Origin of the sequence: Delftia sp. UME58 (assembly GCF_014170385.1) — a bacterium.
In the GTDB taxonomy this organism is placed as follows: domain Bacteria; phylum Pseudomonadota; class Gammaproteobacteria; order Burkholderiales; family Burkholderiaceae_C; genus Comamonas; species Comamonas acidovorans.
Genome location: NZ_LZZV01000021.1, coordinates 1 through 23257, shown reverse-complemented (window position 1 = coordinate 23257; position 23257 = coordinate 1). Strand labels below are relative to the sequence as shown.

The window sequence follows — 23257 nt, the reverse complement described above, 5'->3', positions numbered from 1 at the left end:
GCCCGGTGTTGCACACCGCTTGCTGCGGCGCAGCCGCAGTCCGTCCGAGCAAAGGTTCGCTATGTTCAAAAACATGATCGTCTATCGCATTGCCGAGAGCTGGCAGGGCGATTTGCAGCAGCTTGAAGAAGCCCTGGGCAAGAGCCCGTTTGCCGAGTGCGGCGCCACGCAGGAGCGCAGCGCCGGCTGGGTGCCGCCGCGCGGCGAGCCCCATGGCCCGCTGGCCGAGTCCGTGGCCAACCAGTGGGTGATGCGCTTCATGACCGAGGCCAAGATGCTGCCGGCCAGCGTGCTCAACCGCCGCGTCAACGAAAAGGCTGCCCACATCGAGGCCACCGAAGGCCGCAAGCCCGGCAAGAAGGAAAAGAAGGATCTCAAGGACGAGGCCAAGCTGGACCTGCTGCCCATGGCCTTCACCAAGCAGGGCGCCATGTGGGTCTGGCTGGACCCGCAGGCCCGCACCCTGGTGCTGGACACGGGCAGCCAGGCGCGCGCCGACGAGGTGGTCAGCTCGCTGGTGGAGGGCCTGACGGGCTTTGCGCTGGCCCTGGTCGATACGCAGACCAGCGCCCAGGCCGCCATGGCGCACTGGCTGACCACGCAGGAAAGCCCGGCCGGCTTCTCGATTGACCGTGAATGCGAGCTCAAGGCCGCCGACGAATCCAAGGCCGTGGTGCGCTATGCGCGCCATCCGCTGGACATCGACGAGGTGCGCCAGCATATCGAGCACGGCAAGCTGCCCACGCGCCTGGCGCTGACCTGGGATGACCGCGTGAGCTTCGTGCTGACCGAGGGTCTGCAGATCCGCAAGATCGCGCTGCTCGATGCCGCGATGGAAGGCCAGTCGCAGGACGACGGCGGCTTCGATGCCGATGTGGCGATTGCCACGGGCGAGCTGTCCAGGCTCATCCCCGATCTGATCGAGGCGCTGGGTGGGGAAGGGCGCACGGGCCTGGGACAGGAACTGCCGGCATCGCTGCAGACACCCGCTGCCCAGACTCCCGCAGCGACACCGCGTGCAGCGGCATCGGGCCGTGGTGCGCTGACGGGGCCGGCCCTGGCACCCGTGGACACGGCGCCTGAAGAAGCGCCGTTCTAGGCCGGCAGGCGGCTGCGGTGGCGATGTTTCATGTGAAACATCGCCACGCCCAGACGGCGCTCAGACTCTTTCAAAGATGGCCGAGATCCCTTGGCCGCCACCGATGCACATGGTCACCAGCGCATAGCGGCCGCCCGTGCGCTGCAGCTCGGCGATGGCCTTGGTGGTGATGATGGCGCCCGTGGCGCCGACGGGGTGGCCCAGCGAGATGCCCGAGCCGTTGGGGTTGACCTTGGCCGGGTCCATGCCCAGCTGCTGGATCACGGCGCAGGCCTGGGCCGCGAAGGCCTCGTTGGCCTCGATCACGTCCATGTCTGCAATCTTCAGGCCCGTGCGCTGCAGCACCTTCTGCGTGGCCGGCACGGGGCCTATGCCCATGTAGGCGGGGTCCACGCCGGCATGGGCGTAGCCCACCAGGCGCGCCAGCGGCTTCAGTCCCAGGGCCGCCACGCGATCGCCTGCGGCCAGGGCCACGGCGGCGGCGCCGTCGTTGATGCCCGAGGCATTGCCGGCCGTCACGCTGCCGCCGTCCTTGCGGAACGCGGGCTTCATGGTGGACAGCAATTCGATGGTGGTGCTGGCGCGCACATGCTCGTCGGTGTCGAAGACCACGACGCCCTTGCGCGTGGCGATCTCCACGGCAACGATCTGCTCCTTGAAGTGGCCGGCCGCAATGGCAGCGGCCGCGCGCTGGTGGCTGGCTGCCGCCAGTTCATCCTGCATTTCGCGGCTGATGTGGTAGCGCTCGGCCACGTTTTCGGCCGTGATGCCCATGTGCATCTTCTGCCAGGGGTCGTGCAGGATGCCCAGCATGTAGTCGATGCTCTTGGCGTCGCCCATGCGCGCGCCCCAGCGGGCGGCCTGGTCGAAGTAGGGCCCGCGGCTCATGGACTCGCTGCCGCCGCCGATGGCCACGTCGCAGTCGCCCAGCGCAATGGCCTGGGCGGCAGAGACGATGGCCTGCAGGCCGGAGCCGCACAGCCGGTTGACGTTGAAGGCCGGTGTCTCGATGGGGCAGCCCGCATCGATGGCGGCCACGCGCGAGAGGTAGGCGTCCTTGGTATCGGTGGGGATGACATTGCCCATGACCACGTGGCCGACGGCGTCGGGCGCCAGGCCTGCGCGCTCGATGGCCGCCTTGACGGCCGTGGTGGCCAGCTGGGTGTTGGGTACGTCCTTGAGGCTGCCGCCGAAGGTGCCGATGGCGGTGCGCGCAGTGCCGACGACGAAGACGTCGCGTAGGGTCATGGTGAAGCTCCTCGAAGCGATGAACACGGGGATGGAGTGCATTGTGCCGGGCAGGCGGCAGGCAGCGCAGCCGCCTCGGCGTCAGTTCCGGGCGGGAGGTCAACGTCCCTCGAATTGCGGCGCCTGCTTGGCGTGGAACGCCGCAATGCCGCGCGGCAGGTCGGCCGTGCGCGCACAGGCATCGAAGGCGCAGGCCTCGGCGGCCAGCTGGTCGCGCAGGCTGCGGTCCAGGCCGGCGCGCATGAGGCGGCGCATATGGCCCAGCGCCACCGTGGGGCCGGCGGCCAGGCGCTGGGCCAGCTGCTGCACGGCGGCGTCGAGTTCGGCGGGCGGCAGGACGCGGTTGACGAGGCTCAGGCGCTGCGCTTGGGCGCAGTCCAGGGTCTCGCCCAGCATGGCGATCTCCAGCGCGTTGCGCAGGCCCACGATGCGCGGCAGCGCCCAGGAGGCTCCCACGTCGCAGCTGGCGCCCAGGTTGATGTAGGCCAGGTTGAAGCGCGTGCCCTCGGCCGCGTAGACGAAGTCGGCCTGCAGCATCAGCGACAGGCCCGCACCTGCCGCCGCGCCATGCACCTTGGCGATGACGGGCGCATCGAGCTGGCCCAGCAGCGCCACGGCCTCGTTGAGCGGCGCCAGCAGCTCGGCCGCGCCGCGCACGGGGTCGGCGGCCAGCGTGTCCAGGTCGCCGCCCGCCATGAAGGCGCGGCCTGCGCCTTCCAGCACCACGCAGCGCAGCGCGCGGTCCTGGGCCAGGGCGCGCACGGCATCGCGCAGTGCCAGTGCCATGGGCACGTCGATGGCGTTGAGGGCGGCGGGGCGGTGGAAGGTCAGCGTGGCGATGGCGCCTTCGCGCTGCAGCCGCAGCGGGGTGTCTTGCGTGTCGGTCATGGGAGCGGGTCAGTGGTACAGGGCGTCGATTTCGGCGGCGTAGGTCTTGTAGATGGACGAGCGTCGCACCTTCATCGTGGCCGTGACTTCGCCATCGTCGTGGTCCAGCTCCTTGGTCAGCAGATGGAAGCGCCGCACATGCGAGACCTGGGCCAGGCGCGCATTGCCCTGCGCGATCTCGGCATCGATCAGCGCGCGCACCTCGGCCATCTCGGCCAGGGAGCGGAAATGCGTGAAGGGGATGCGCCGTGCCTGGGCCCATTGGCCCACGGTCTCGTAGTCGATCTGCACCAGCGCGCCCACGAACTTGCGGCCCTCGGCGACGACGATGCACTCCTTGATGAAGGGGCTGGCCTTCATGGTGTTCTCGATCTCCGAGGGCGTGAGGTTTTTGCCGCCGGCGGTGATCATGATGTCCTTGAGGCGGTCCACGATGCGCAGCTGGCCGTCCTGCACGCGCACCACGTCGCCCGTGTGCAGCCAGCCGTCCTGCAGGCTTTGCGCCGTGGCCTCGGGGTTCTTGTAGTAGCCCGCGAAGACCATGTCGCCCTTGATCTGCAGTTCGCCGCTGTCGTCACCCTCGTGGCCCGCGCTGCTGCCGAGGCTGGCAATGCGCCATTGCACGCCTTCGGTGGCCACGCCCACGCTGCCCACGGACACGTCGTCCAGCCGGTGGCCCGTGACCATGCCCGTGGATTCGGTCAGCCCGTAGACCTCGATCAGCGGCACGCCCAGCGTGCGGAAAAAGCGCACCACGTCGGGTGGTATGGGCGCGGCGCCGGTGAGCGCCACGCGCGCCTCGCGCAGGCCGATGAAGTTCTGCAGCGCGCGCAGCACGCTCCAGTAGCTGGCCGCCCAGGCCAGGCGCTCGGCCAGGCTCCACTGCCTGCGGGGCTTTTCGGCCAGCGGCGCGCAGGCCGCCATGGCGCGCCGGTAGAGCGCGCGGCGCAGCGGCCCGGTCTCCTGCATCTTGATGCTGATGGCCGCGTGCAGCTTTTCCCAGATGCGCGGCACGCCCAGGAACATGTTGGGCGCGACTTCGCGCAGGTCTTCCTGCACCGTGCGGATGGACTCGCCGAAGTGCACCTGCGAGCCCAGGTAGACCGGCACGAAGCTGGTCAGCATCTGCTCGGCCACGTGGCACAGCGGCAGGTAGGACAGGTGGCGCGTGCCGCCGTCCAGCCCCAGCCGCTCGGCAATGCCGGGCACCACGCCGCGGATGTTGCGGTAGGTGATCATGGCGCCCTTGGGCTTGCCGGTGGAGCCCGAGGTGTAGATCATCAGCCCCACGTCATCCAGCGTCTGGCGTGCCAGCGCCTGTTCGATGAGGGCGCGGCCGGCGGCCTGGGCAGCCTGGGCGCCCAGGCGCTCGACCTCGTCGAAGGTGGCGATCAGGGCGCGGACCTCCGGCGCGAAGCTGCGCAGGCCCTTGGTCTCCATGACGATGATCTTCTTCAGGCGCGGCAGCTGGGGCAGGGCGGCCAGCAGCTTGTCGGTCTGCTCCTGGTCCTCGCAGACCATGATGTCCACATCGGCATGGCCCGCCACATAGGCGACCTCGGGCGTGGGGCTGGTGGGGTACACGCCCACGGTGATGGCGCCGATCAGGCCTGCGCCCATCTGGGCCAGCACCCACTCGATGCGGTTCTCGGAGATCACGCCCATGTGGCCGCCTGGCGGCAGGCCCAGCTGCGCCAGGCCCAGCCCGAAGTGGCTGGCACGCTCGTGGTAGCGCGCCCAGCTGGTGGGCTTCCAGATGCCGAAGTCCTTTTGCCGTATGGCCACGCGCTGGGCATCGCTGCGCGCGCGTTCGGCCAGCATCTGGGGTAGGGTGAGTTCGGGAAGGGCTTGCATGTGCGTTCCCAGGCTAGGACAACCAGCGCTTGCGGCGCTTGTAGTGCTTCAGGTCGCGAAAACTTTTTGCCTCGCCGCCACCGCCCATGCCCAGGTAGAACTCGCGCACGTCGGCGTCCTGGGCCAGGTGTTCGGCCGGCCCGTCGATGACGATCTTGCCGTTCTCCATGATGTAGCCGCTGTGCGCCACGGCCAGGGCCACGGTGGCGTTCTGCTCGACCAGCAGCATGGAGGTGCCGCGCTCGGCATTGATGCGCGCGATGATGGTGAAGATGTCCTCCACCAGCTTCGGCGCCAGGCCCAGCGAGGGCTCGTCCAGCAGCATGAGCTGGGGCTCGGCGATCAGCGCGCGGCCAATGGCCAGCATCTGCTGCTCGCCGCCCGACAGGTAGCCGGCCAGGCCTTTGCGTCGCTCATGCAGGCGCGGGAAGTAGCTGTAGACCAGGTCGAAGTCGGGCTTGACTTGATTGCGGCCCGTGAGCGCGTAGGTGGCGGCCACGAGGTTTTCCTCCACCGTGAGGTCCTCGAACACGCGCCGGCCCTCCATCACATGCGACAGCCCCAGGCGCACCAGTTGCTGGGGCGCGTACTGCGCGGTGGACTGGCCGTTGTAGCGCACGCTGCCGCTGGCCAGCAGGCCGTCCTCCAGCGCCAGCAGCCCCGAGACGGCCTTGAGCGTGGTGCTCTTGCCCGCGCCGTTGCTGCCCAGCAGGGCCACGATCTGGCCGCGCGGCACGGCCAGCGACAGGCCCCGCAGGGCCTGCACGACCTTGTTGTAGATGACCTCGATGTTGTTGATTTCGAGGACGCTTGCAGTCTCTGCGTTGGTTGGGGTTGCCTTCAAAATTTCACTGCGCATGTGGAGCCCGCGACGTTGGTTATGGCGTGCATCAGGCGCGGGGCACCAAGCAAGGGCCGCCCCGCCGCGAGGGTGCCGTCCCCCTTCCCGCAACGCGAAGCGGTGCGAGAGAAGGGGGAAGCGGCGAAGCAGCTCAGGGGGATGCGTTTCATCAAAGCGCTATCCAGTCGGACGCTGGGAGCATCTTCTGCGCCTTCATGTCCGCCTTGTAGACGCGGCCCACGGGAATCGAATTGCCCTTGATGGTGATGGGCACGCCGATCAGTCCGCCCGTGTCGAAGTCCTTGATGGAATTGAGCGCGGCCTTGAGGTTGGGGCCGGTGAGCGGCTTGCCCGCGTCCAGGCAGCGCCTGGCCGATTCCACGAACAGCATGGCCGCCAGGAAGCCCTGGATATAGGCCGTGCTCTGGTACTCGGGGCGCAGCGCGCGGATCTTGTCCAGCATGGGCGCCTTGGCCGAGGTGTCGTAGTAGTAGCGGTAGGGCATGACGCCCATGAAGCCGTCGCCGGCCTCGCCCATCTTCATGACGGTGGAGCTGTCCATGGTCCAGAAGGTGCCCATCCATTGGCTGGTCATGCCCATCTGCTTGCCCTGCTGGATGAACTCGGGAATGGGCGCGAGGATGTAGCCGTGGAAGATGGTGTAGTCGGGCGCGGCGCGGCGCAGCTTGATGACTTCGGTGGACACGTCCACGCTGCCGGGCGGCGTCATCAGCCTGGCCACCACGTTCAGGCCCAGCTTCTTGGCGGCCGCCTCGCTGGCCTCGATGGGGTCGCGGCCGAATTCGGAGTCGGAGTAGACGAAGGCCACCTTGGCGCCCGGCTTTTCCTTGGCGATGTGCTTGAGCAGGATGCCGAACATCTCCGTGTAGTCGGGCCCCACGAGGAACTGGTTCGGGTACTTGGCCGGGTTGTTGAGCTCGGTGGCGAAGGAGGCGCCCGCCATGAGGATGGCGCCGTTGCGGTCCAGCTCCGGGTTGATGGTCTTGGAAAAGCCCGTGGAGTCGCCGTAGTAGAGGTTGACCTTGTTCTGGCTGGTGATCTTCTTGAACGCGGCCACCGAGACATCGACCTTGTAGCCCGTGTCCTCGGGCACGTAGCGGATCTTGCGGCCCTTGATGCCGCCTGCCTCGTTGACCATCTTCACGTAGTCGCCCATGCCGGCATTGATGCCCACGCCCGCGAAGGCGAACACGCCCGTCATGGGGATGGAGCCGCCGATCACGATGTCTTCGCCGCCAGCCTGGGCGCGGGCGGCCAGCGGTGCGGCCAGGCTGGCGCCTGCCGCCAGCAGCAGGCTGCGGCGGCGCGAGGAGGTCGGGTGTTGCTGCATTGCTTGTCTCCTTTTGCTTGTCGTGCGCGGCGCCGCCTCAATTGCGGAAGGGCCACAGGTGGAAGAAGCGACGCAGGCGCCGCCACATTTGTGCGAGCCCCTGCGGCTCGAAGACCAGAAAGACGATGATCAGCAGCCCGAACACCATGGTGCGCACGGGCGACAGGAAGACGGCCAGCTCGGAGCCGCCGGGCAGCAGGTCCACGATGAGCTTGAGCAGCTCCGGGACCATGGTCATGAAGACCGCGCCCAGGATGCCGCCCAGGATGGAGCCCATGCCGCCGACGATGATGGCCGCCAGAAAGAAGATGGACATCAAGAGGGGAAAGCTCTCGGGCGTGACCACGCGAAAGAAGTACGCCCACAGCCCGCCCGCCACGCCCGCGTAGAACGAGGACAGCCCGAACGACAGCAGCTTGTAGCGCAGCAGCGGTATGCCCAGCACCTCGGCCGAGATGTCGCGGTCGCGGATGGCGATGAAGGCGCGGCCTATGCGTGTGCGAAACAGGTTGGCCGCGCCCAGCAGCATCAGCAGCGTGACGGGCACGATCACCCAGTACAGCCGGAACGAGGTGTCCAGCGCCACGCCGAACACCGTGGCCGGCTGCAGCGTCAGGCCCGCCGTGCCGCCCGTGAGCTTGAGGTTGGCGAACAGGAAATGGGCGATGAACGAGGCCGCGATGGTGGCAATCGCCAGGTACAGGCCCTTGACGCGCAGCGAGGGCAGGCCCACCACGATGCCGCCCAGCATGGCCACGAAGCCGCCCGCCAGCAGGTTGAACAGCACGGGCGTGCCCCAGCGCGCCTGCAGTATGGCCACCGTATAGGCGCCCAGGCCCATGAAGGCGGCCTGGCCCAGGCTCACCAGGCCCGTGTAGCCGGTGAGGATGTTCAGCCCCGTGGCGCCGGCCACGTTGATGCTGACCAGGCAGGCCAGGTACAGCCAGTAGTCGCTGGCCATGAAGGGAAACAGCAGCAGCAGCGCGCCGGCCACGGCCAGCCAGGTGCGTTGCGTGCGGGAGTCGAACAGCGCCGCATCGGCGATGTAGCTTTCCTTGAGGGTGCCTATGCGCATGCTGCCGTCTTTCTGAAGCTGTCTAGAGCCGCTCGATCTCGTGCGTGCCGAACAGGCCGTAGGGCCTGAGCATCAGCACCACGACCAGCACGATGAAGGTGGCCAGCAGCTTGTACTCGCCGCCCAGGTAGGCGCCGGCCAGCGCCTCCACCAGGCCGATGAACAGCCCGCCGACCAGGGCGCCCAGCACGCTGTCCAGCCCGCCCACGATGACGACCACCAGCACCGACAGGCCGAACACGCCCATGCTCGACGAGATGCCGCCGATGGAGCCGACGATGATTCCCGAGACCGCCGCGATCATGGCCGACACCACCCAGGCCAGCGAGAACACGCGCGGCACATTGATGCCCACCGAATAGGCCGCTGCCTGGTCGCTGGCCGTGGCGCGCAGGGCCACGCCGCCGCGCCAGTAGCGGAACACCAGCAGCACGGCCGCGATGAAGACCACGGCCACGGCTGCGCCCCAGGCCACCTTGGGCGCGAGAAAGGCCTCGCCGATCATCACGGGCTGCGTGGGCATGAACTCGGGCAGGCGGCGCTGGTCGGCCGTCCAGATCAGCTCCACCAGGCCCACCAGCACCGAGGCCAGGCCCACGGTGACCATGAACACCGAGATCGGCGGCTCGCCCAGCAGCGGCCGGATCATGGTGCGCTCGATCAGCGCGCCCAGCAGCCCCGTGCCCAGCACGGCGGCGGGAATGGCCAGCCACAGCGGCAGCGCGAACATGGCCGCGAAGGTGAAGAACAGGTAGGCGCCCACCATCAGCAGCTCGCCGATGGCGATGTTGACCACGCGCGTGGCCTTGTAGACCACCACGAAGGCCAGCGCGGCCAGCGCATACAGGCCGCCTGCGGCCAGGCCCGTGAGGGCGATCTCGAACAGGTAGGCCCAGTCCATCATGCGGCCCTCTGCGCCATGGCGGACAGGTGCCCGGTGGACGCTGGCCGTGCGGCAGCGCCGCGCAACCGCTGGCGCAGCTCGCCCACGTCGCCCGCGCCCAGGTAGGCCCGGTTCACCTCGGGATCGGCCTGCACAACGGCGGGCGTGCCCTGGGCGATGACCTGGCCGAAGTTGAGCACCACCACATGGTCGGACAGGTCCATGACCATGCCCATGTCGTGCTCCACCATGAGCACGGTCACGCCCCATTCGGCGCGCACGTCGAGGATGAAGCGCGCCATGTCCTCGGTCTCCTCGCGGTTCATGCCGGCCACGGGCTCGTCCAGCATCAGGATGCGCGGCTGCATGGCCAGGGCGCGCGCCATCTCCACGCGCTTTTGCAGGCCGTAGGACAGGGCGGCCACGGGCGCATGGCGGATATGGTCTATCTCCAGGAAATCGATGATGCGTTCCTCGATGTCGCGGCGCAGTTCGGCCTCCTCGCGGCGCGCGCGGCCCAGGTAGAGCAGGGCGTCGAGCACATGGGTGCGCAGGTGGGCGTGGCGGCCCAGCTTGATGTTGTCCAGCACCGTCATGCCCCGGAACAGCGCGATGTTCTGGAAGCTGCGCCCCAGGCCCAGCCGCGCACGGCGCGGCGCCGGCACGCGCGTGATGTCCTCGCCCTGGAAGCGGATGGAGCCGCCCGTGGGCCGGTAAAAGCCCGAGATGGTGTTGAACAGCGATGTCTTGCCCGCGCCGTTGGGACCGATCACCGCCGTGATCGAGCCGGGCTGCACATCGAAGCCCACGCCCGACAGCGCCTTCACGCCGCCAAAGGCGAGCGTGACGCCATCGACCTGCAGCAAGGGGGCGGATCGGCCGCCGTCGGGGTGTGTCTCCATGGCGCTCTCGTGCATTGGTTCGTCGAGCCGGGCAGGAGCCTACTGATGCGTAGGCTGTTTACTTTGGAGTAGATTCTGGTTGTCGCCCACCGCATGCAGCATCGGTGATTTCCCCGGTGCGCCCGCCGCCATGAAGCCATCGAGCCCTGAAACCGAGACCCGACCCAGCCCCAGCCCCAGCCCCGGCACCCGCAAAGGCCGTGCGGCCCCCGCCGTGGACTCGCCCTGGAGCGGCACGCCCGACCGCGAGCAGCAGCGCGAGGCCAAGCGCCAGGCCGTGCTGCAGGCCGCCGCGCAGCTGTTCAACGAGCGCGGCTTCTCCGCCACCTCGCTGGACGACATCGCCGCACGGCTGGGCGTGAGCAAGCCCACGCTGTACTACTACGTCAAGAACAAGGACGAGATCCTGCTGCAGTGCGTGAACCAGGGCCTGGCCATGACGCTGGAAGGCATCGAGGCCTCGCGCCGCGCAGGCGGCCAGGCCGTGGACCAGCTGCGCGCCTGCATGCAGGTCTATGCGCGCATCGTCACCATGGACTTCGGCATGTGCCTGATCCGTGTCGGCGACGAACAGGTCCCCCCCGACAGCCGCCGCGAACTGCGCCGCCAGAAGGCCGCGATAGACCAGGCCTTCCGGCGCCTGGTGGCCGCCGGCGTGCAGGAGGGCTCGCTGGCCCCCTGCGACCCCAAGATGACCGCCTTCGTGATTGCCGGCGCGCTGAGCTGGATAGGCCGCTGGTACCAGCCCGGCGGCCAGTACTCGGCCGAGGAAGTGGCGCAGCAGTGCATTGATACCTTGATGGGGGGGGTGTTGCGCAGGGCGCAGCCTGCTCGGCGCGCGGCCTCCGCAAAGCGCGCGGCAAGCCCCCCCAAGGATTGAGCCGAAGCCGCACATACCCGCAGAGCTTTGGTTCTATAGAGGTGTTTCCAAGAGCCTAAAAGAGCCTCTGGCAATTTTGGGGTGCTTTATAAGTCGTTGTGGGGAAACAGTTTTTCGCGTTCGTAAAAGAGGCTAAAGAACTTGGCATCTTTTGGACTCATGGACCGGTCTTGATGCCACGGCCCAAACGCCGCAGATCTCAATCCGACAAATGCCATCGTGCCCAACGGCGCGCACCCATCAGTTGGAGGCGCCCCTCATTGCGCAGCTCTTTCAGCAAATCCTGAACGGCACTCATTGGCAAGGACGGCAGCACCTGCCGCAGTTCGGCCAGCGCAGCGCCATGCTCTCTGTGCTTTGTGAGGTGTTTGAGCAGCAGCGCCTTGTTGGTCTCTCTGTCCAGGCCGCGTTGCCGGGTATGCGTTCCTTTGGCGCCCAAAGATGCATACAAGGCCTCGGACAGGATGTAGCGCGTCCCTTTGCCTCGACCTATGGATTCCACCGCTCCCGCCGCCAGCAGGCCTGCAAGGCGTTCCCTCAAAGGGGCAGACAGCGGCTTTTCTTGTTGCAGGCATTCCAGCGCGAGGTAGTCCAATGTCGAGAAGCTGCTCAGCTTCTCTTCACCGAGGTGCTCCATGAAGCGTACGAAGGCCGGGTTGCGCACCCCACCTTCCAGAGTCAACCGTACTTCGTGGGCAGATGTTCCCGCAAGGCTGGGCAGGGGCTTGCCTTGTCGCACGGCGCTTTCCACCATCAGGTTCAGGCCTTGACCAGAGCGCTCGATCAAGCCGCAGCGGGCGAGGGCTTCGGCGAGTCTGCGATTGCGCGGATTCTGTTGATCAATGATGTTCTCGGGCGTGATTCCGGGCGGCAGCCCTCCCGGGCTGATCACCTCCAGCCGCTTGGAAAATTGCCGGACGAAAATCGAACCACCCAAGCGATAGTCCCGGTGGGCAACCGCATTCAGGAGCGCTTCCCGGACCGGAACCTCGGCAAATGTCGGCAGGTCCATGCGGAAAAAGTCGTCCTGGTAGCTTTGGCGGTCATTGCGCAAGTTGATCTTTTTCCAGAGCGCGTCCTGCCACGCAAAAAAGCCCTCTCGAAATTCTTCGCGATCGGCGGCTGGTCCTGCAGCTTCGGACGACCGGTATTCAAATACCAGCTCCGCCTGGGCCAACCATCTTGTCAGAGCCGCTCTTTTGCCGAACAGAATGAGCGCGGCATAGCTCACCTGATTGCCTTCTACGAGCAACTCTGCATCCCGCAAGGTCTGTTCGTCGCTCAGTTCGCGTCTGCGAGGGGTATTGCCTTTGCGAGCCCAGCGCTCCCGGAACAATGCAATGGATGACGGCTCCAGATCCTCCAGCGTGGCCCCTGGGCATGGCTGTGCCGAGAAGTCGGGGCCGGTTTCATCGAAGATGGCCCGCAGTTCTTGCGCGCTCATTGCCGCCAGATCATCGCCAGCCCGTTTGAGAAAGCTGCCGTCGATATGCCATGCCGTGCCCGGCAGCCGGGAGGGCACACGCACAACCAGCACACGGCCTTGCGGCAGGCGCAGTTCCTCAACAGGGATACGGTGGCCCAGTCTCTGGTGCAATCCGGCCTCGGTGCGGCCCGGGTCTTCGAACGCCTGCGTACCTACGATGAGGCGAGGTCGTTTGTCGGTCACGCCCAGCACGATGGCGCCGCCGCCTTCGTTGGCCAGGGCTACGCAGTACTTGAGCAGTTTTTCAAAGTCATAGCGCTGCTTGGCTTCCTTGAACTCAAGCCGCTGACCTTCAGGCTCAAGCAACCATTGGTGAAGCTGGGTGGGCGTGGTGAGCATGCCCACAGCTTAAATTACGCGCCGCTTCCGACTGTGTCGGGCGCCGCCAGATCATCCAATATCGGGCAGTCCGGCCGGTCGTCGCCGTGGCAGCAGTGCACCAGGGTCTTGAGCGTGCGCTGCATGGCCTGCATGGCGGCGATGCGTTCGGTCAGTGTGTCGATGTGGCGCTGGGCGATGTCCTTGACCTGGCTGCTGGCGCGGCTCTTGTCCTGCCACAGGCCCAGCAGGGTGGCGATCTCGTCCATGGAGAAACCGAGGTCGCGGGCGCGGCGGATGAAGCGCAGGGCGTGCACGTCGGACTCGGCGTACTGGCGGTAGCCGCCGTCCGTGCGGTGCATGGGCGGCAGCAGGCCCTGGGCTTCGTAGTGGCGCACCATGCGCGCCGAGACACCGGCGCGGCGCGCGGCCTCGCCGATGGAGACGGGCCAGTGCTGTGCGGGGTGGGCGGACATGGTGCGTGCCTTTCGGATGCCTGCGGGTATCTTTGAGGTGTCTCTCAGGCGACCTTGTAGCCTTCTTCGGCAATGGCGGCGCCCAGTGCCTCGCGGCTGGCGCTGCTGTCGACTTCCACGCGCTGGGCTGCGCGATCGATTTTTACCTGGGCCTGGTCATCGACGCCCTGCACGGCCTGGGTGACGGCGCGTTCGCAGTGGCCGCAGGTCATGCCCTGCACGGTGAAAACATGTTGCATCTCTCGCTCCTGGTTGGGGCGCGCCGAAGTGGCGCAAGCCATGGATGGCATGTTGAACCCTAACACCATGGCAAGGTCAAGCGTCTGGCCGGGAATGGGTTGATTTGGCCCAAAGCATGCGGGCCGGCCCGGCTCAATGATTCGGCCCAATGACCGATACATTGAAAAGAGCCCGGAATATGCAAAAACCGTCATAGACCATTGGCGATCATCTGACAAACTGCAACAATTTGTATTTACGTTGGCGCCGGGCATATGGAGACCGTGCAGGCGCCCTGACTGACAGAGAGGAAAACGGTCATGAACTTGTTGGGAATGATGCGGGCTTTCACGATCCGCACGCGGATGCTGGGTGCCATCGCCATGGTGCTGGTGCTGCTGGGTCTGCTGGGCGGAGCGGGGATGCTGGGCATGTTCCGCATCCATGGCATGAGTCAGCAGTTCATGCATACCTCGTACGCCAAGATGGGCTACATGGTGGAGTTGCGCGCCGAACTCGGCGCCGTGCGCGCCCATGAAAAGGACATGATCATCCAGTACGAGCGTACCGAAGAGGTGCGCAAGGCCCACACCCAGTGGCTGGCCGCCATCGACCGCGTGAAATCCGTGGCCCAGCGCTTTCTGAAGGATGAGGACCCGGCCGACGATGCCATCGTCAGCGGCATCTCCGATCGCGTGGACCGCTACCGCCAGCAGTTCGAGCACATTGCGCGACAGCTGGAGGCCGGCGGCTACGACACGGCCACCACGGCCAACCGCATGAGCGGCAAGGCCATGGCCGAGGTGGCCGAGGTCGAGAAGCTGATCGCCCAGCTCGACCAGCTGCTGCGCCAGCAGGTCGATGCCATGGCCGCCGAGGAGCAGGGCGTGGCCGAGCAGACGCAGTGGATCTTCGTGGCTGCCGTGGTGCTCACGGTGCTGGTGGTGGTGCCGCTGACGCTGATGAACATGCTGTCCATCTGCCGCCCCCTGGTGCAGGCGCGCCAGACGGCGCTGACCATCGCCCAGGGCGATCTGTCGCAGAGCGTGAAGGTGGAGGGCAAGGACGAGGTGGCCGACCTGCAGCGCGCGCTGGACCAGATGCAGCAGAGCCTGGGCTCCATGGTGACCCAGGTGCGCGACGCCAGCGGCAACATCGCCACGGCCAGCCAGGAGATCGCCACTGGCAACCAGGACCTGTCCTCGCGCACCGAGCAGACGGCCAGCAATGTGCAGGAGACCGTGGCCTCGCTGTCCCAGCTCACGGCCACGGTGCAGCAGACGGCATCGTCCTCGCAACTGGCCAACCAGCTGGCGGCCTCTGCCTCGACCACGGCCACGCGCGGTGGCGACGTGGTGGCCCAGGCCGTGGTCAGCATGCAGGAGATCACGACCTCCAGCCGCAAGATCGGCGACATCATCGGCCTGATCGACTCCATCGCCTTCCAGACCAACATCCTGGCGCTGAACGCCGCCGTGGAAGCGGCGCGCGCCGGCGAGCAGGGCCGCGGCTTTGCCGTGGTGGCGGCCGAGGTGCGATCCCTGGCCCAGCGCTCGGCCCAGGCGGCCAGCGAGATCAAGGCGCTGATCCAGACCAGCGTGCAGGCCGTGGACGTGGGCGTGCGCCAGGTGGAGGATGCGGGCAAGACCATGAAGGAGATCGTGGACAGCGTGCAGCGCGTGGGCGACATCATCGGCGAGATCACGGCTGCTTCCAGCGAGCAGTCGGGCGGCATCGGCCAGGTCAACCAGGCCGTGGGCGATATCGACCGCATGACGCAGCAGAATGCGGCCCTGGTCGAGGAATCGGCCGCCGCCGCCGAGTCGCTGCGCGAGCAGGCCGCGCGCCTGGCGCAGGTGGTGGGCCAGTTCCGCATTGCCGGTGCGGCCGTGGCGTCCATGGGCTCGCATGCTTCCTATGGCCGTCCCGGCCAGGGCAAGCCCGGCCTGGCCCCGGCTGCCGGCCGCGCCCCGCTGGCTTCGGCCCGCGAGACCCAGTTGCTGGAACACGCCTGAGAAGGCAGGGGCCAGCGGCCCTGTTTCACGTGACCCCGTGAATCGTCCGAACGAAAAAGCCCGCAGGCCATGCCTGCGGGCTTTTGCTTTGCAGCGCCGCAAATCAGGCCTGGCGCGCGAACGGGTAGTCGGTGTAGCCCTCGGCGCCGCCGCCGTAGAACAGGCTGGAGTTCCAGGGGTTCAGCGGCAGGTCGTCGCGCAGACGGTGGACCAGGTCGGGGTTGGAGATGAAGGCCTTGCCGAAGGCCACGATATCGGCGTGGCCGTTCTCCACGGCGCGCAGGGCCATGGCGCGGTCATAGCCGTTGTTGACCATCCAGGCGCCCTGGCCACCGGCCTGGCGGTAGGCGGATTTGAGGGCCGCGTAGTCGAAGGGCCGGTCCGGCAGTTCACGCGGGCCGCCTGTGGAGCCTTCGATGATGTGGATGTAGGCCAGGCCCAGCGGCGCCAGCTGGCGAACCACGTATTCGAACAGCGGCTGGGGGTCGGCATCGGCGATGTCGTTGGCCGGCGTCACGGGCGACAGGCGGATGCCCACGCGGCCGCCGCCCACGGCATCGGCGGCGGCGCGCGTGCATTCGAGCAGCAGGCGGGCGCGGTTCTCGATGCTGCCGCCGTAGTCGTCGCTGCGCTGGTTGGCGCCGGTCTTGAGGAACTGGTCCAGCAGATAGCCGTTGGCGCCGTGCAGCTCCACGCCGTCGAAGCCGGCCGTTTCCACGGCATTGCGCGCGGCCACGGCGAAGCTGTGGACGATGGCGGGAAGCTCTTGCTGGGCGAGCGCGCGCGGCGCGGAGGTGGGCACGAACTGGCCCTTGCCCGAGTCCTCGTCGATCACATAGGTCTTGGATCTGGCCGCTACCGGGGACGGCCCCACGGGCGCCTGGCCTTCGGGCTGCAGCGAGGTGTGCGAGACCCGGCCCACATGCCACAGCTGGGTGACGATGCGCCCGCCCTCCTTGTGCACGGCGTCGGTCACGCGCTTCCAGCCGTCGAGCTGCTCGCTGCCGTACAGGCCCGGCACATGGGCATAGCCCTGGCCCTGGTGGCTGATGGCCGTGCCTTCGCTGATCAGCAGGCCGGCGCTGGCACGCTGGGCGTAGTAGGTGACCATGATGTCGTTGGGCAGGGCCTGGGGCGCGCGGTTGCGCGTCAGCGGTGCCATGGCGATGCGGTTGGGCAGGCGCAGCTCGCCGGCCTGTATGGGTTCGAACAGAGAGGTCATGCAACGGGGCTTTCTGTGCGTGAAGCAAAAGCGCCACCCGTGCGGGCGGCGCGGCGTACGGCACAGATTACGCCCATGGAATCAATCGTGCAGGCCAGGGATTTGCGCGCTGTCGTGCAGGCGACGGTGCTGTGCCACGAGTCGCCCCAGCGCCTGCATCTGCGCCGTCACGAAGCTGCGCGTGGCGGCATCGGTGCACAGGCCCTGGCTGTCGAATTTCTGTGCCGCCTGGCCCACGAAGACCTCGGGCCGGGCCAGCACGTCGGCTTCCATGCACTGCAGTACCTTGCGCAGTTCGTACTGCACGCGCGCCCCGCCCAGCGGGCCGGGCGAGGCCGAGACAAGGGCCACGGGCTTGTGCCGAAAGGGTTGGTCGTCGCCACGCGAGATCCAGTCCAGCGCATTCTTGAACATGCCTGGAATGGAGAAGTTGTACTCGGGCGTGGCCAGCACCACGGCGTCGGCACGGCGGATGCGCTCGCGCAACTGGTGCACGGATTCGGGCATGCCCGTGGCCAGCAGGTCGGCATGCAGCGGCGGCAGCGCGCGCCAGTCGCAGACCTGCATCGTGGCCTGGGGTGGCAGGCATTCGCCCGCCAGCTCCAGCAGCAGGCGGTTCAGGGAATGGCGGCGCAGGCTGCCGCACAGGCCGATGATGTCCATGGCGTCAGGCCTGCAGCGGAATGCCGACCTGCTGGATGACGCCGCGCCAGCGCGCGATCTCGGCGCCCACCATGCCACGCATCTCCTCGGGGCTGCACGGCGTGGCCGCGCTGCCGGCGCTGGCCAGGGCCTGGAGCAGGTCGGGCTCCTTCAGGGCCTTGTGGGTTTCGGCGGCCAGCCTTTGCACCACGTCGGCGGGCGTGCCTGCGGGCGCGGCCAGGCCCAGCCAGGAGCGCACCTCGAAGCCGGGCAGCACGGCCGAGGCCGGCGGCACCTCGGGCAGGGTGGGCCAGGCCTGGGCGCTGGTGACGGCCAGGGCGCGCAGCCGGCCCGACTTGATGTGCGGCATGGCCACGGTCAGCGTGTCGCTGAGCACGTCCACATCGCCCGCTATCACGGCCTGCACGGGCGCGCCGCCGCCCCGGTAGGGCACGTGCAGCAGCTGTACCTTGGCCGTGGAGCCCAGCAGCTCGCCGGCCATGTGCTGGGTGGAGCCCACGCCCACCGAGGTGAAGGTGATGCGGCCCGGTTCCTTGCGGGCCATGGCCAGCAGATCGGTGAGGGTCCTGGCGGGATGCTCGGCGCGCACGGCCACCACGAAGGGAAAGGACGAGACGGTGGAGACAAAGGCGAAGTCCTTGACCGCGTCGTAGGGCAGCGATTTGCGCAGCGCGGCCGACACGGTGTGCGCGCCCGTGAGCATGACCAGGCTGTAGCCGTCCGGCACCGCCTTGGCCACGAAGTTGCTGGCAATGGAGCCGCCCGCGCCGCTCTTGATCTCCACCACCACGGGCTGTCTGAGCGATTCCTGCAGCTTCTGGGCCACGAGCCGGGCCACCACGTCGGCGTTGCCGCCCGCGCCAAAGCCGTGGATCAATTGAATGGGCCGGTTGGGAAAACCGCCCTGAGCCCGGGCCGTGGGCAGGGCGAGTGAGGCGGCACCTGCAAGCAGGGCCGTGCGTCGGGTGATGGCAGTCATGTCATGTCTCCTTTTTTGTATTGCGCGCTGTGGCTGTGTCCAGTGGCTTGGCTTGCGGCTGGCCTGGCAGGCCTCGCTGGCGTTGCGGCTAGCGGTCCGCGCGTGCGTAGCCGGTCTGGGCGCCGTAGAGCTTTTCGCGCTGCGACCAGTCGTGGGTCTCGTTCCACAGGGCCAGCACCTGCATGGCCTCCTGTTCGAAGACCTGGTGGCGCGCCGCGTCGGCCGTGCGCGCGGTCAGCTCCAGGCGGTGGCCCGAAGGGTCGAAGAAGTAGATGGAGGTGATGAAGTCGTCGTGGTTGGTGGGACCCACCACCTCAATGCCCCGGTCCAGCAGGTCCTGGCGGGCGCGCAGCACGGTGTCCACGTCGGCGACCTCGAAGGCGAAGTGCTGTATCCAGCCCGGCGACTCCATGTCCTTCATCTGGCCCGGGTCCCTGGGGCACTCGAAGAAGGCGATGGAGCTGCCGTCCTCCATCTCGAAAAAGATGTGGATGTGCGGGCTGTACTGGCCCGTGGAGGGCACATGGTCCTCGCCCATGGCGTGGGTAAAGCGCAGGCCCAGCACCTCGGTATAGAAGCGCACGGTCTCGGCCGCGTCCTTGCAGCGGTAGGCGGCGTGGTGAAGCTTTTTGCACAGCATGGATGTCTCCTGTCAGTCGGTGGAAAGGGGGCCGGAAGCGGAGGCGGGGCCCGTGGCGCCGTGGAGCGGCTCCTGGCAGCCGCTCCACCGGGGCTGGAAGAAGGGGGCCGGGACCAGGAACTTCGATTCCTGGCTTTGCAGCAGCGGCAGCATGCGCGCCACATAGGCCTGCCAGCGTGGCTCGGCCAGCAGGCGGGCGCGGCGCTCGGCGCGCTCGTTCAGGTCCGTATAGGCCCACAGGTGGACGATCTGGTTGAGTGGCCCCGAGTCGCTGGTGTAGTAGCCGACCATGCGGCCCAGAATGCGCTGCTGCAGCTCCAGGCCCTCGGCCTGGTAGAGCGCCAGGTAGTCCCGCCACTTGCCGGGGTGGGCGGTGTAGGTGCGTTGTTCGACGAGCATGACGTGCCTTCTTTCAACCGAGGCTGTGGCCGCCGTCGATCACGATGCGCGTGCCCGTGGCCGTGCGCAGATGCGTGGCGCAGGCGAGGATGGCCTGCGCCACATCGCCGGGCTCGACCACGCGGCCCAGCGGCGTGTGCGCGGCCTTTTTCTCCAGCTCCTGGCGGCTGCGGCCACCCACGAAACCGGTGTCCACGGCGGCGGGCGAGACGCAGAGAAAGCGCACCGGGCCGAAGGCGCGCGCCATGGACACCGTCAGCGTGTCCAGCGCGGCCTTGGCGGCGCAATAGGCCATGTTGCTGCCCAGGCCCGTGAAGGCGGAGACCGAGGACACGTTGACCACGGCGGCATCCTGCGAGGCGCGCAGCAGCGGCAGCAGGGCCCGCGTCACGGCATAGGTGCCGCCCACGTTGGCGCACAGGATGCGGTTGAACAGAGCCGGCTCCAGCGCATCGATCTGCGCGTGCGCGATGCGCTCGGTGAAGCCCGCGCAGTTGACCAGCAGGTCCACCCGGCCCAGGTGCTGCTGCAGCCACTGGGCGGCGGTGGCGTGGCTGGCCTCGTCTTGCAGCGACAGCTGCAGCGTGTGGTGGCGGCCCGGCAGTTCCTCGCGCAGTGCCTGGGCGCGGTCGTGGCCCTGGTGGTAGCCGATCACGACGGTGGCGCCTTCGCTGGCCAGGGCCCGCGCCGTGGCGGCGCCTATGCCGCTGCTGGCGCCGGTGACGACGGCGATTCTGTCTTGCAATGGCGGATGGGAGAGTTGCATCATTCGGAAATCCGTGGCGCCCGGCCTTGCCGTGCCCTGGCCGGGCCGTGGTTGATCGGCCATTCCGATTGTTTTCAAATCGCCCGGCGGCGCCACTCAGTTGTCCGATAAACGAACATGACCTCATCGTCCGATGCCGGCTCCCTCAAGCGGGGCGTGGCCTTTCTCAAGCTGCTGGCGACCGGGGGCGTGCGCGGTTGCCCGCTCAGCGAGCTGGCCGAAAAATCCGGCGTGCCCCACCCTTCTGCCCACCGCATCCTCAAGCAGCTGATTGCCGAGCGCCTGGTGGTGCACGACGCCCAGACCCACCGCTACCGGCTGGGTCCGCTGGCCTTCGAGCTGGGCCTGGCCGGGTCGATGCTGCACGACATACGCGACCTGTGCGAGCCGGCCATGGCGGCGCTGGCACGTGAAACCGAGGACACGGCCTACCTGGTGGTGCGCAGCGGATTCGAGGCCGTGTGCCTGCACCGGCTCGAAGGTGACTTTCCCATACGCACGCTGGTGCTGCAGGTCGGCAGCCGGCGCCCGCTGGGCGTGGGCGCCGGGGGGCTGGCCGTGCTGGCCGCCATTGCGCCCGAGGAGCGCGAGGCCATCATCGAGCGCGTGGCGCCTGCCCTGCCGGCCTTTGGCAAGCTCACCGATGCGGGACTGCGCCTGGCCTGCGAGGAAACGGCCCGCGCAGGCGTGGCCGTGATCCAGAACCGGGTGAGCCTGGGCGTGACGGCCGTGGGCGCGCATTTTTGCGACAGCATGGGCCAGGCCATGGGGGCGGTCAGCGTGGCCGCGCTGACCCAGCGCATGACGGCGGCGCGCGTGCGGCGCATCGCCCAGCAGGTGCGCGCTGCGGCGGCCCAGATAGAGCAGCGCATCCGCACGCGCAAAAGATAAGGGGCCGGCTGGTCCACACCAGCCGGCCCCCTAGGGCGCCGAGAGCAGGCTCGGCGCAGCTTACTTGAGCAGGCCTTCGGCCTTCATCGCGGCCTGCACGGCAGGGCGGGCCAGCACGCGCTCGCGGTAGGCCAGGAGGTTGGTCAGCTCGGAGATGTCCACGCCCACGAACTGGGCCCAGCCCGTCACGGTGAACAGGTAGGCGTCGGCCACGGTGAACTGCTCGCCCATCAGGTAGTCGCGGCCATTGAGCTCGCCGTCCACCCACTTGAGGCGATCCAGCACGCGCTGGCGCACCACGGGCTTGTAGTCGTCGGGCGTGGCGGGGTTGAACAGGGGGCCGAAGCCCTTGTGCAGCTCGGTGCCGATGAAGTTCAGCCACTCCTGCAGGTGGTAGCGGGCCATGGTGCCGTTGGCAGGCGCCAGCTTCTTCTCGGGGACCAGATCGGCCAGGTACTGGACGATGGCCGGGCCTTCATGCAGCGTGTCGCCGTCGTCGAGCACGAGGAAGGGAACATAGCCCAGCGGGTTGATGCCGTAGTAGTCCGTGCCGTCCTGCAGCTTGTGCGTCTTGGTGCTGGCCAGGACCGGCTCGTAGGCCAGGCCTGCCTCGTGCAGGACGATGTGGGGAGACAGAGAGCAGGCGCCAGGGCTGTAGTAGAGCTTCATGGTGGATGGCTTCCGATCAGGGTAAGAAAGACAAGCGCCCATGCTAACCCCATGTGAAGGGGCTGCGCATGACGGGACCGCGCTGGCGGCAGGGTTCAGGCCGACAGGCGCTGTGCAGCCCAGAGCACCTGTTCCAGCACGGCCTTCATGCCCAGCTGGTCCTGGGGGCGCTGCAGGCGGCCGGCGTCGTCGAATGCCTGGCCGGCCTGCCCCACGGCGTGGCTCACGGGCGCCAGCCAGCACTGCAGGTTCAGCAGCAGCGGCGCCAGGTGCGACTGGGCGCGCAGGCCGCCCAGGCCGCCGGGCGAGGCGCTGGCCATGCCCACGACCTTGCCGCGAAAGGGCAGGGTGCCATCGGACCAGACGGCGTCGCCGGCCACGGGGCTGGAGGCCCAGTCGATGGCGTTCTTGAGCAGGGCAGGGTAGCTGCCGTTGTACTCGGGCGAGCAGATCAGCCAGGCCGGGTGGCTGTGCAGCGCGGCCTTGAAGCGCAGCACGTCGGGCGGCGTGCCGCTGGCCTCCAGGTCGGCGTTGTACATGGGGATGTCGAAGTCCGACAGCTCCAGCAGCGTGGGCTGGGCGCCCAGTTCGCGCGCCATGTCGGCGGCGGCGGCGGCCAGGCGCCGGTTGTGCGATTGTTGGCGGGTACTGCCCGCGAAGATGAGGATCTGCATGGCCGCCATTGCATCACAGGCCCTGCACATGTTTCTTGCAAGCGGGGCGCGCTGCGGGCGGCGCCGCGCAGCATCCTGCGGTGCGCACGCTGTGTCCGCCGCACTGTTTCACGTGGAACACCGGCGCAGTGCTGGCCCAGTGCCGGTGCAGTGGCGGGGCCGGCCGACCCCTTGCAAGGCATTGGTGCGGCAAAGGTGGGAAAATCGCGGGTTCCCCGCTGGGTTCCCCTCGCCACATGAACGAGGGCCACCTGCCATGAGCGCCGGAGCGTGAGTGCTCCGTGTCGGGGGCTTGGGCCGGGCAGGCCCCCGGAGTGATAAGCATGTTGTACCCACAGGAATTTGATGTGATCGTGGTCGGTGGCGGCCACGCCGGCACCGAGGCCGCGCTGGCCGCTGCGCGCATGGGCTGCAGGACGCTGCTGCTGAGCCACAACATCGAGACCCTGGGCCAGATGAGCTGCAATCCCAGCATCGGCGGGATCGGCAAGGGCCATCTGGTCAAGGAAGTGGATGCGCTGGGCGGCGCCATGGCGCTGGCCACCGATATCGGCGGTATACAGTTCCGCATCCTCAACAGCTCCAAGGGCCCGGCCGTGCGTGCCACGCGCGCCCAGGCCGACCGCATTCTCTACAAGGCCGCCATACGCGACATGCTGGAGAACCAGCCCAACCTGTGGCTGTTCCAGCAGGCGGTGGATGACCTCATGGTCGAGGGCGACCGCGTGGTGGGCGCCGTCACCCAGGTGGGCGTGCGCTTTCGCAGCCGCACCGTGGTGCTCACGGCGGGCACCTTCCTGGACGGCAAGATCCACGTGG

Annotated in this window: 24 protein-coding genes; 5 read left to right on the top strand and 19 right to left on the bottom strand. The window is 67.9% G+C overall.

The genetic code is table 11. The features are described from left to right. Nucleotides 1–61 precede the first annotated feature (61 nt). A complete protein-coding gene (locus A9976_RS09035; RefSeq protein ID WP_183018728.1) occupies nt 62–1099 on the top strand; it encodes a recombination-associated protein RdgC in 1038 nt (345 codons plus the stop codon). A 60-nt stretch (nt 1100–1159) separates the two neighbouring features. On the opposite strand, the gene A9976_RS09030 is transcribed toward A9976_RS09035, so the two are convergent. The 8 genes from A9976_RS09030 to A9976_RS08995 all read right to left on the bottom strand — a co-directional run bounded on the left by A9976_RS09030 (nt 1160) and on the right by A9976_RS08995 (nt 10141). Next, nucleotides 1160–2347, bottom strand: coding sequence for an acetyl-CoA C-acyltransferase family protein (locus A9976_RS09030; protein ID WP_183018727.1), 1188 nt, complete (start codon nt 2345–2347; stop codon nt 1160–1162). Between the two features lie 99 nt (nt 2348–2446). Next, nucleotides 2447–3235 (bottom strand): enoyl-CoA hydratase/isomerase family protein, encoded by a 789-nt coding sequence (locus tag A9976_RS09025; RefSeq protein ID WP_183018726.1) that lies wholly within the window; start codon nt 3233–3235, stop codon nt 2447–2449. A 9-nt stretch (nt 3236–3244) separates the two neighbouring features. Further along, nucleotides 3245–5089 (bottom strand): long-chain fatty acid--CoA ligase, encoded by a 1845-nt coding sequence (locus tag A9976_RS09020; RefSeq protein WP_183018725.1) that lies wholly within the window; start codon nt 5087–5089, stop codon nt 3245–3247. Between the two features lie 13 nt (nt 5090–5102). Further along, nucleotides 5103–5933, bottom strand: a complete 831-nt coding sequence (locus A9976_RS09015) for an ABC transporter ATP-binding protein (protein WP_259649152.1) — start codon at nt 5931–5933, stop codon at nt 5103–5105. A gap of 166 nt (nt 5934–6099) precedes the next feature. Then, nucleotides 6100–7281, bottom strand: a complete 1182-nt coding sequence (locus A9976_RS09010; protein ID WP_183018723.1) for an ABC transporter substrate-binding protein — start codon at nt 7279–7281, stop codon at nt 6100–6102. A gap of 37 nt (nt 7282–7318) precedes the next feature. Then, entirely contained in the window at nt 7319–8356 is a 1038-nt protein-coding gene (locus A9976_RS09005) for a branched-chain amino acid ABC transporter permease (protein WP_183018722.1), read from the bottom strand. Between the two features lie 22 nt (nt 8357–8378). Further along, on the bottom strand, nt 8379–9260 hold the full coding sequence (locus tag A9976_RS09000) for a branched-chain amino acid ABC transporter permease (protein ID WP_013799949.1): 882 nt from the start codon (nt 9258–9260) through the stop codon (nt 8379–8381). Beyond that, nucleotides 9257–10141 carry an ABC transporter ATP-binding protein gene (locus A9976_RS08995; protein ID WP_183018721.1) on the bottom strand — a complete coding sequence of 295 codons (885 nt, stop codon included), beginning with the start codon at nt 10139–10141 and terminating at the stop codon, nt 9257–9259. Before A9976_RS08995 ends, A9976_RS09000 begins: the two co-directional genes overlap by 4 nt. Before the next feature lie 130 nt (nt 10142–10271). Between A9976_RS08995 and A9976_RS08990 the strand changes: the two genes are divergently transcribed. Beyond that, a complete protein-coding gene (locus A9976_RS08990; RefSeq protein WP_183018720.1) occupies nt 10272–11021 on the top strand; it encodes a TetR/AcrR family transcriptional regulator in 750 nt (249 codons plus the stop codon). 199 nt (nt 11022–11220) lie between these two features. Here the strand turns inward: A9976_RS08990 and A9976_RS08985 are convergent, their stop codons facing one another. From A9976_RS08985 to A9976_RS08975, 3 genes are read right to left on the bottom strand one after another with little or no spacing between them, the layout of a single operon-like run. Continuing rightward, nucleotides 11221–12846 (bottom strand): ATP-binding protein, encoded by a 1626-nt coding sequence (locus A9976_RS08985; RefSeq protein ID WP_183018719.1) that lies wholly within the window; start codon nt 12844–12846, stop codon nt 11221–11223. A 14-nt stretch (nt 12847–12860) separates the two neighbouring features. After that, nucleotides 12861–13301: a Cu(I)-responsive transcriptional regulator gene (gene cueR, locus A9976_RS08980; RefSeq protein ID WP_183018718.1), complete on the bottom strand. Its 441-nt coding sequence runs from the start codon at nt 13299–13301 to the stop codon at nt 12861–12863. 44 nt (nt 13302–13345) lie between these two features. Next, nucleotides 13346–13540 (bottom strand): heavy-metal-associated domain-containing protein, encoded by a 195-nt coding sequence (locus A9976_RS08975; RefSeq protein ID WP_012201975.1) that lies wholly within the window; start codon nt 13538–13540, stop codon nt 13346–13348. Between the two features lie 300 nt (nt 13541–13840). Here A9976_RS08975 and A9976_RS08970 point away from each other — a divergent pair, with 300 nt between their 5' ends. After that, the gene (locus tag A9976_RS08970; protein ID WP_183018717.1) at nt 13841–15535 is read left to right on the top strand and encodes a methyl-accepting chemotaxis protein; all 1695 of its coding nucleotides are present in this window, start codon (nt 13841–13843) and stop codon (nt 15533–15535) included. Between the two features lie 103 nt (nt 15536–15638). On the opposite strand, the gene A9976_RS08965 is transcribed toward A9976_RS08970, so the two are convergent. The 6 genes from A9976_RS08965 to A9976_RS08940 form a co-directional block, all read right to left on the bottom strand. Next, entirely contained in the window at nt 15639–16757 is a 1119-nt protein-coding gene (locus A9976_RS08965) for an alkene reductase (RefSeq protein ID WP_183018716.1), read from the bottom strand. Between the two features lie 81 nt (nt 16758–16838). Next, nucleotides 16839–17420 carry an NADPH-dependent FMN reductase gene (locus A9976_RS08960; protein WP_183018715.1) on the bottom strand — a complete coding sequence of 194 codons (582 nt, stop codon included), beginning with the start codon at nt 17418–17420 and terminating at the stop codon, nt 16839–16841. Between the two features lie 4 nt (nt 17421–17424). Then, the gene (locus A9976_RS08955) at nt 17425–18399 is read right to left on the bottom strand and encodes a tripartite tricarboxylate transporter substrate binding protein (protein WP_183018714.1); all 975 of its coding nucleotides are present in this window, start codon (nt 18397–18399) and stop codon (nt 17425–17427) included. Nucleotides 18400–18487: 88 nt separating this feature from the next. Further along, entirely contained in the window at nt 18488–19039 is a 552-nt protein-coding gene (locus tag A9976_RS08950) for a VOC family protein (RefSeq protein ID WP_183018713.1), read from the bottom strand. Between the two features lie 12 nt (nt 19040–19051). Then, entirely contained in the window at nt 19052–19438 is a 387-nt protein-coding gene (locus A9976_RS08945) for an NIPSNAP family protein (protein WP_183018712.1), read from the bottom strand. 13 nt (nt 19439–19451) lie between these two features. Further along, nucleotides 19452–20183: an SDR family NAD(P)-dependent oxidoreductase gene (locus tag A9976_RS08940; protein WP_259649151.1), complete on the bottom strand. Its 732-nt coding sequence runs from the start codon at nt 20181–20183 to the stop codon at nt 19452–19454. Nucleotides 20184–20321: 138 nt separating this feature from the next. On the opposite strand from A9976_RS08940, the gene A9976_RS08935 reads away from it, so the two are divergent. Further along, entirely contained in the window at nt 20322–21095 is a 774-nt protein-coding gene (locus A9976_RS08935; protein WP_088166419.1) for an IclR family transcriptional regulator, read from the top strand. Nucleotides 21096–21155: 60 nt separating this feature from the next. Here the strand turns inward: A9976_RS08935 and gstA are convergent, their stop codons facing one another. Next, a complete protein-coding gene (gstA, locus tag A9976_RS08930; RefSeq protein WP_013799958.1) occupies nt 21156–21764 on the bottom strand; it encodes a glutathione transferase GstA in 609 nt (202 codons plus the stop codon). 95 nt (nt 21765–21859) lie between these two features. Beyond that, nucleotides 21860–22447: an NADPH-dependent FMN reductase gene (locus tag A9976_RS08925; RefSeq protein WP_183018710.1), complete on the bottom strand. Its 588-nt coding sequence runs from the start codon at nt 22445–22447 to the stop codon at nt 21860–21862. A 314-nt stretch (nt 22448–22761) separates the two neighbouring features. Here A9976_RS08925 and A9976_RS08920 point away from each other — a divergent pair. Further along, the coding region (locus tag A9976_RS08920) for an FAD-dependent oxidoreductase (protein WP_183018709.1) at nt 22762–23257 on the top strand (496 nt) is incomplete at its 3' end.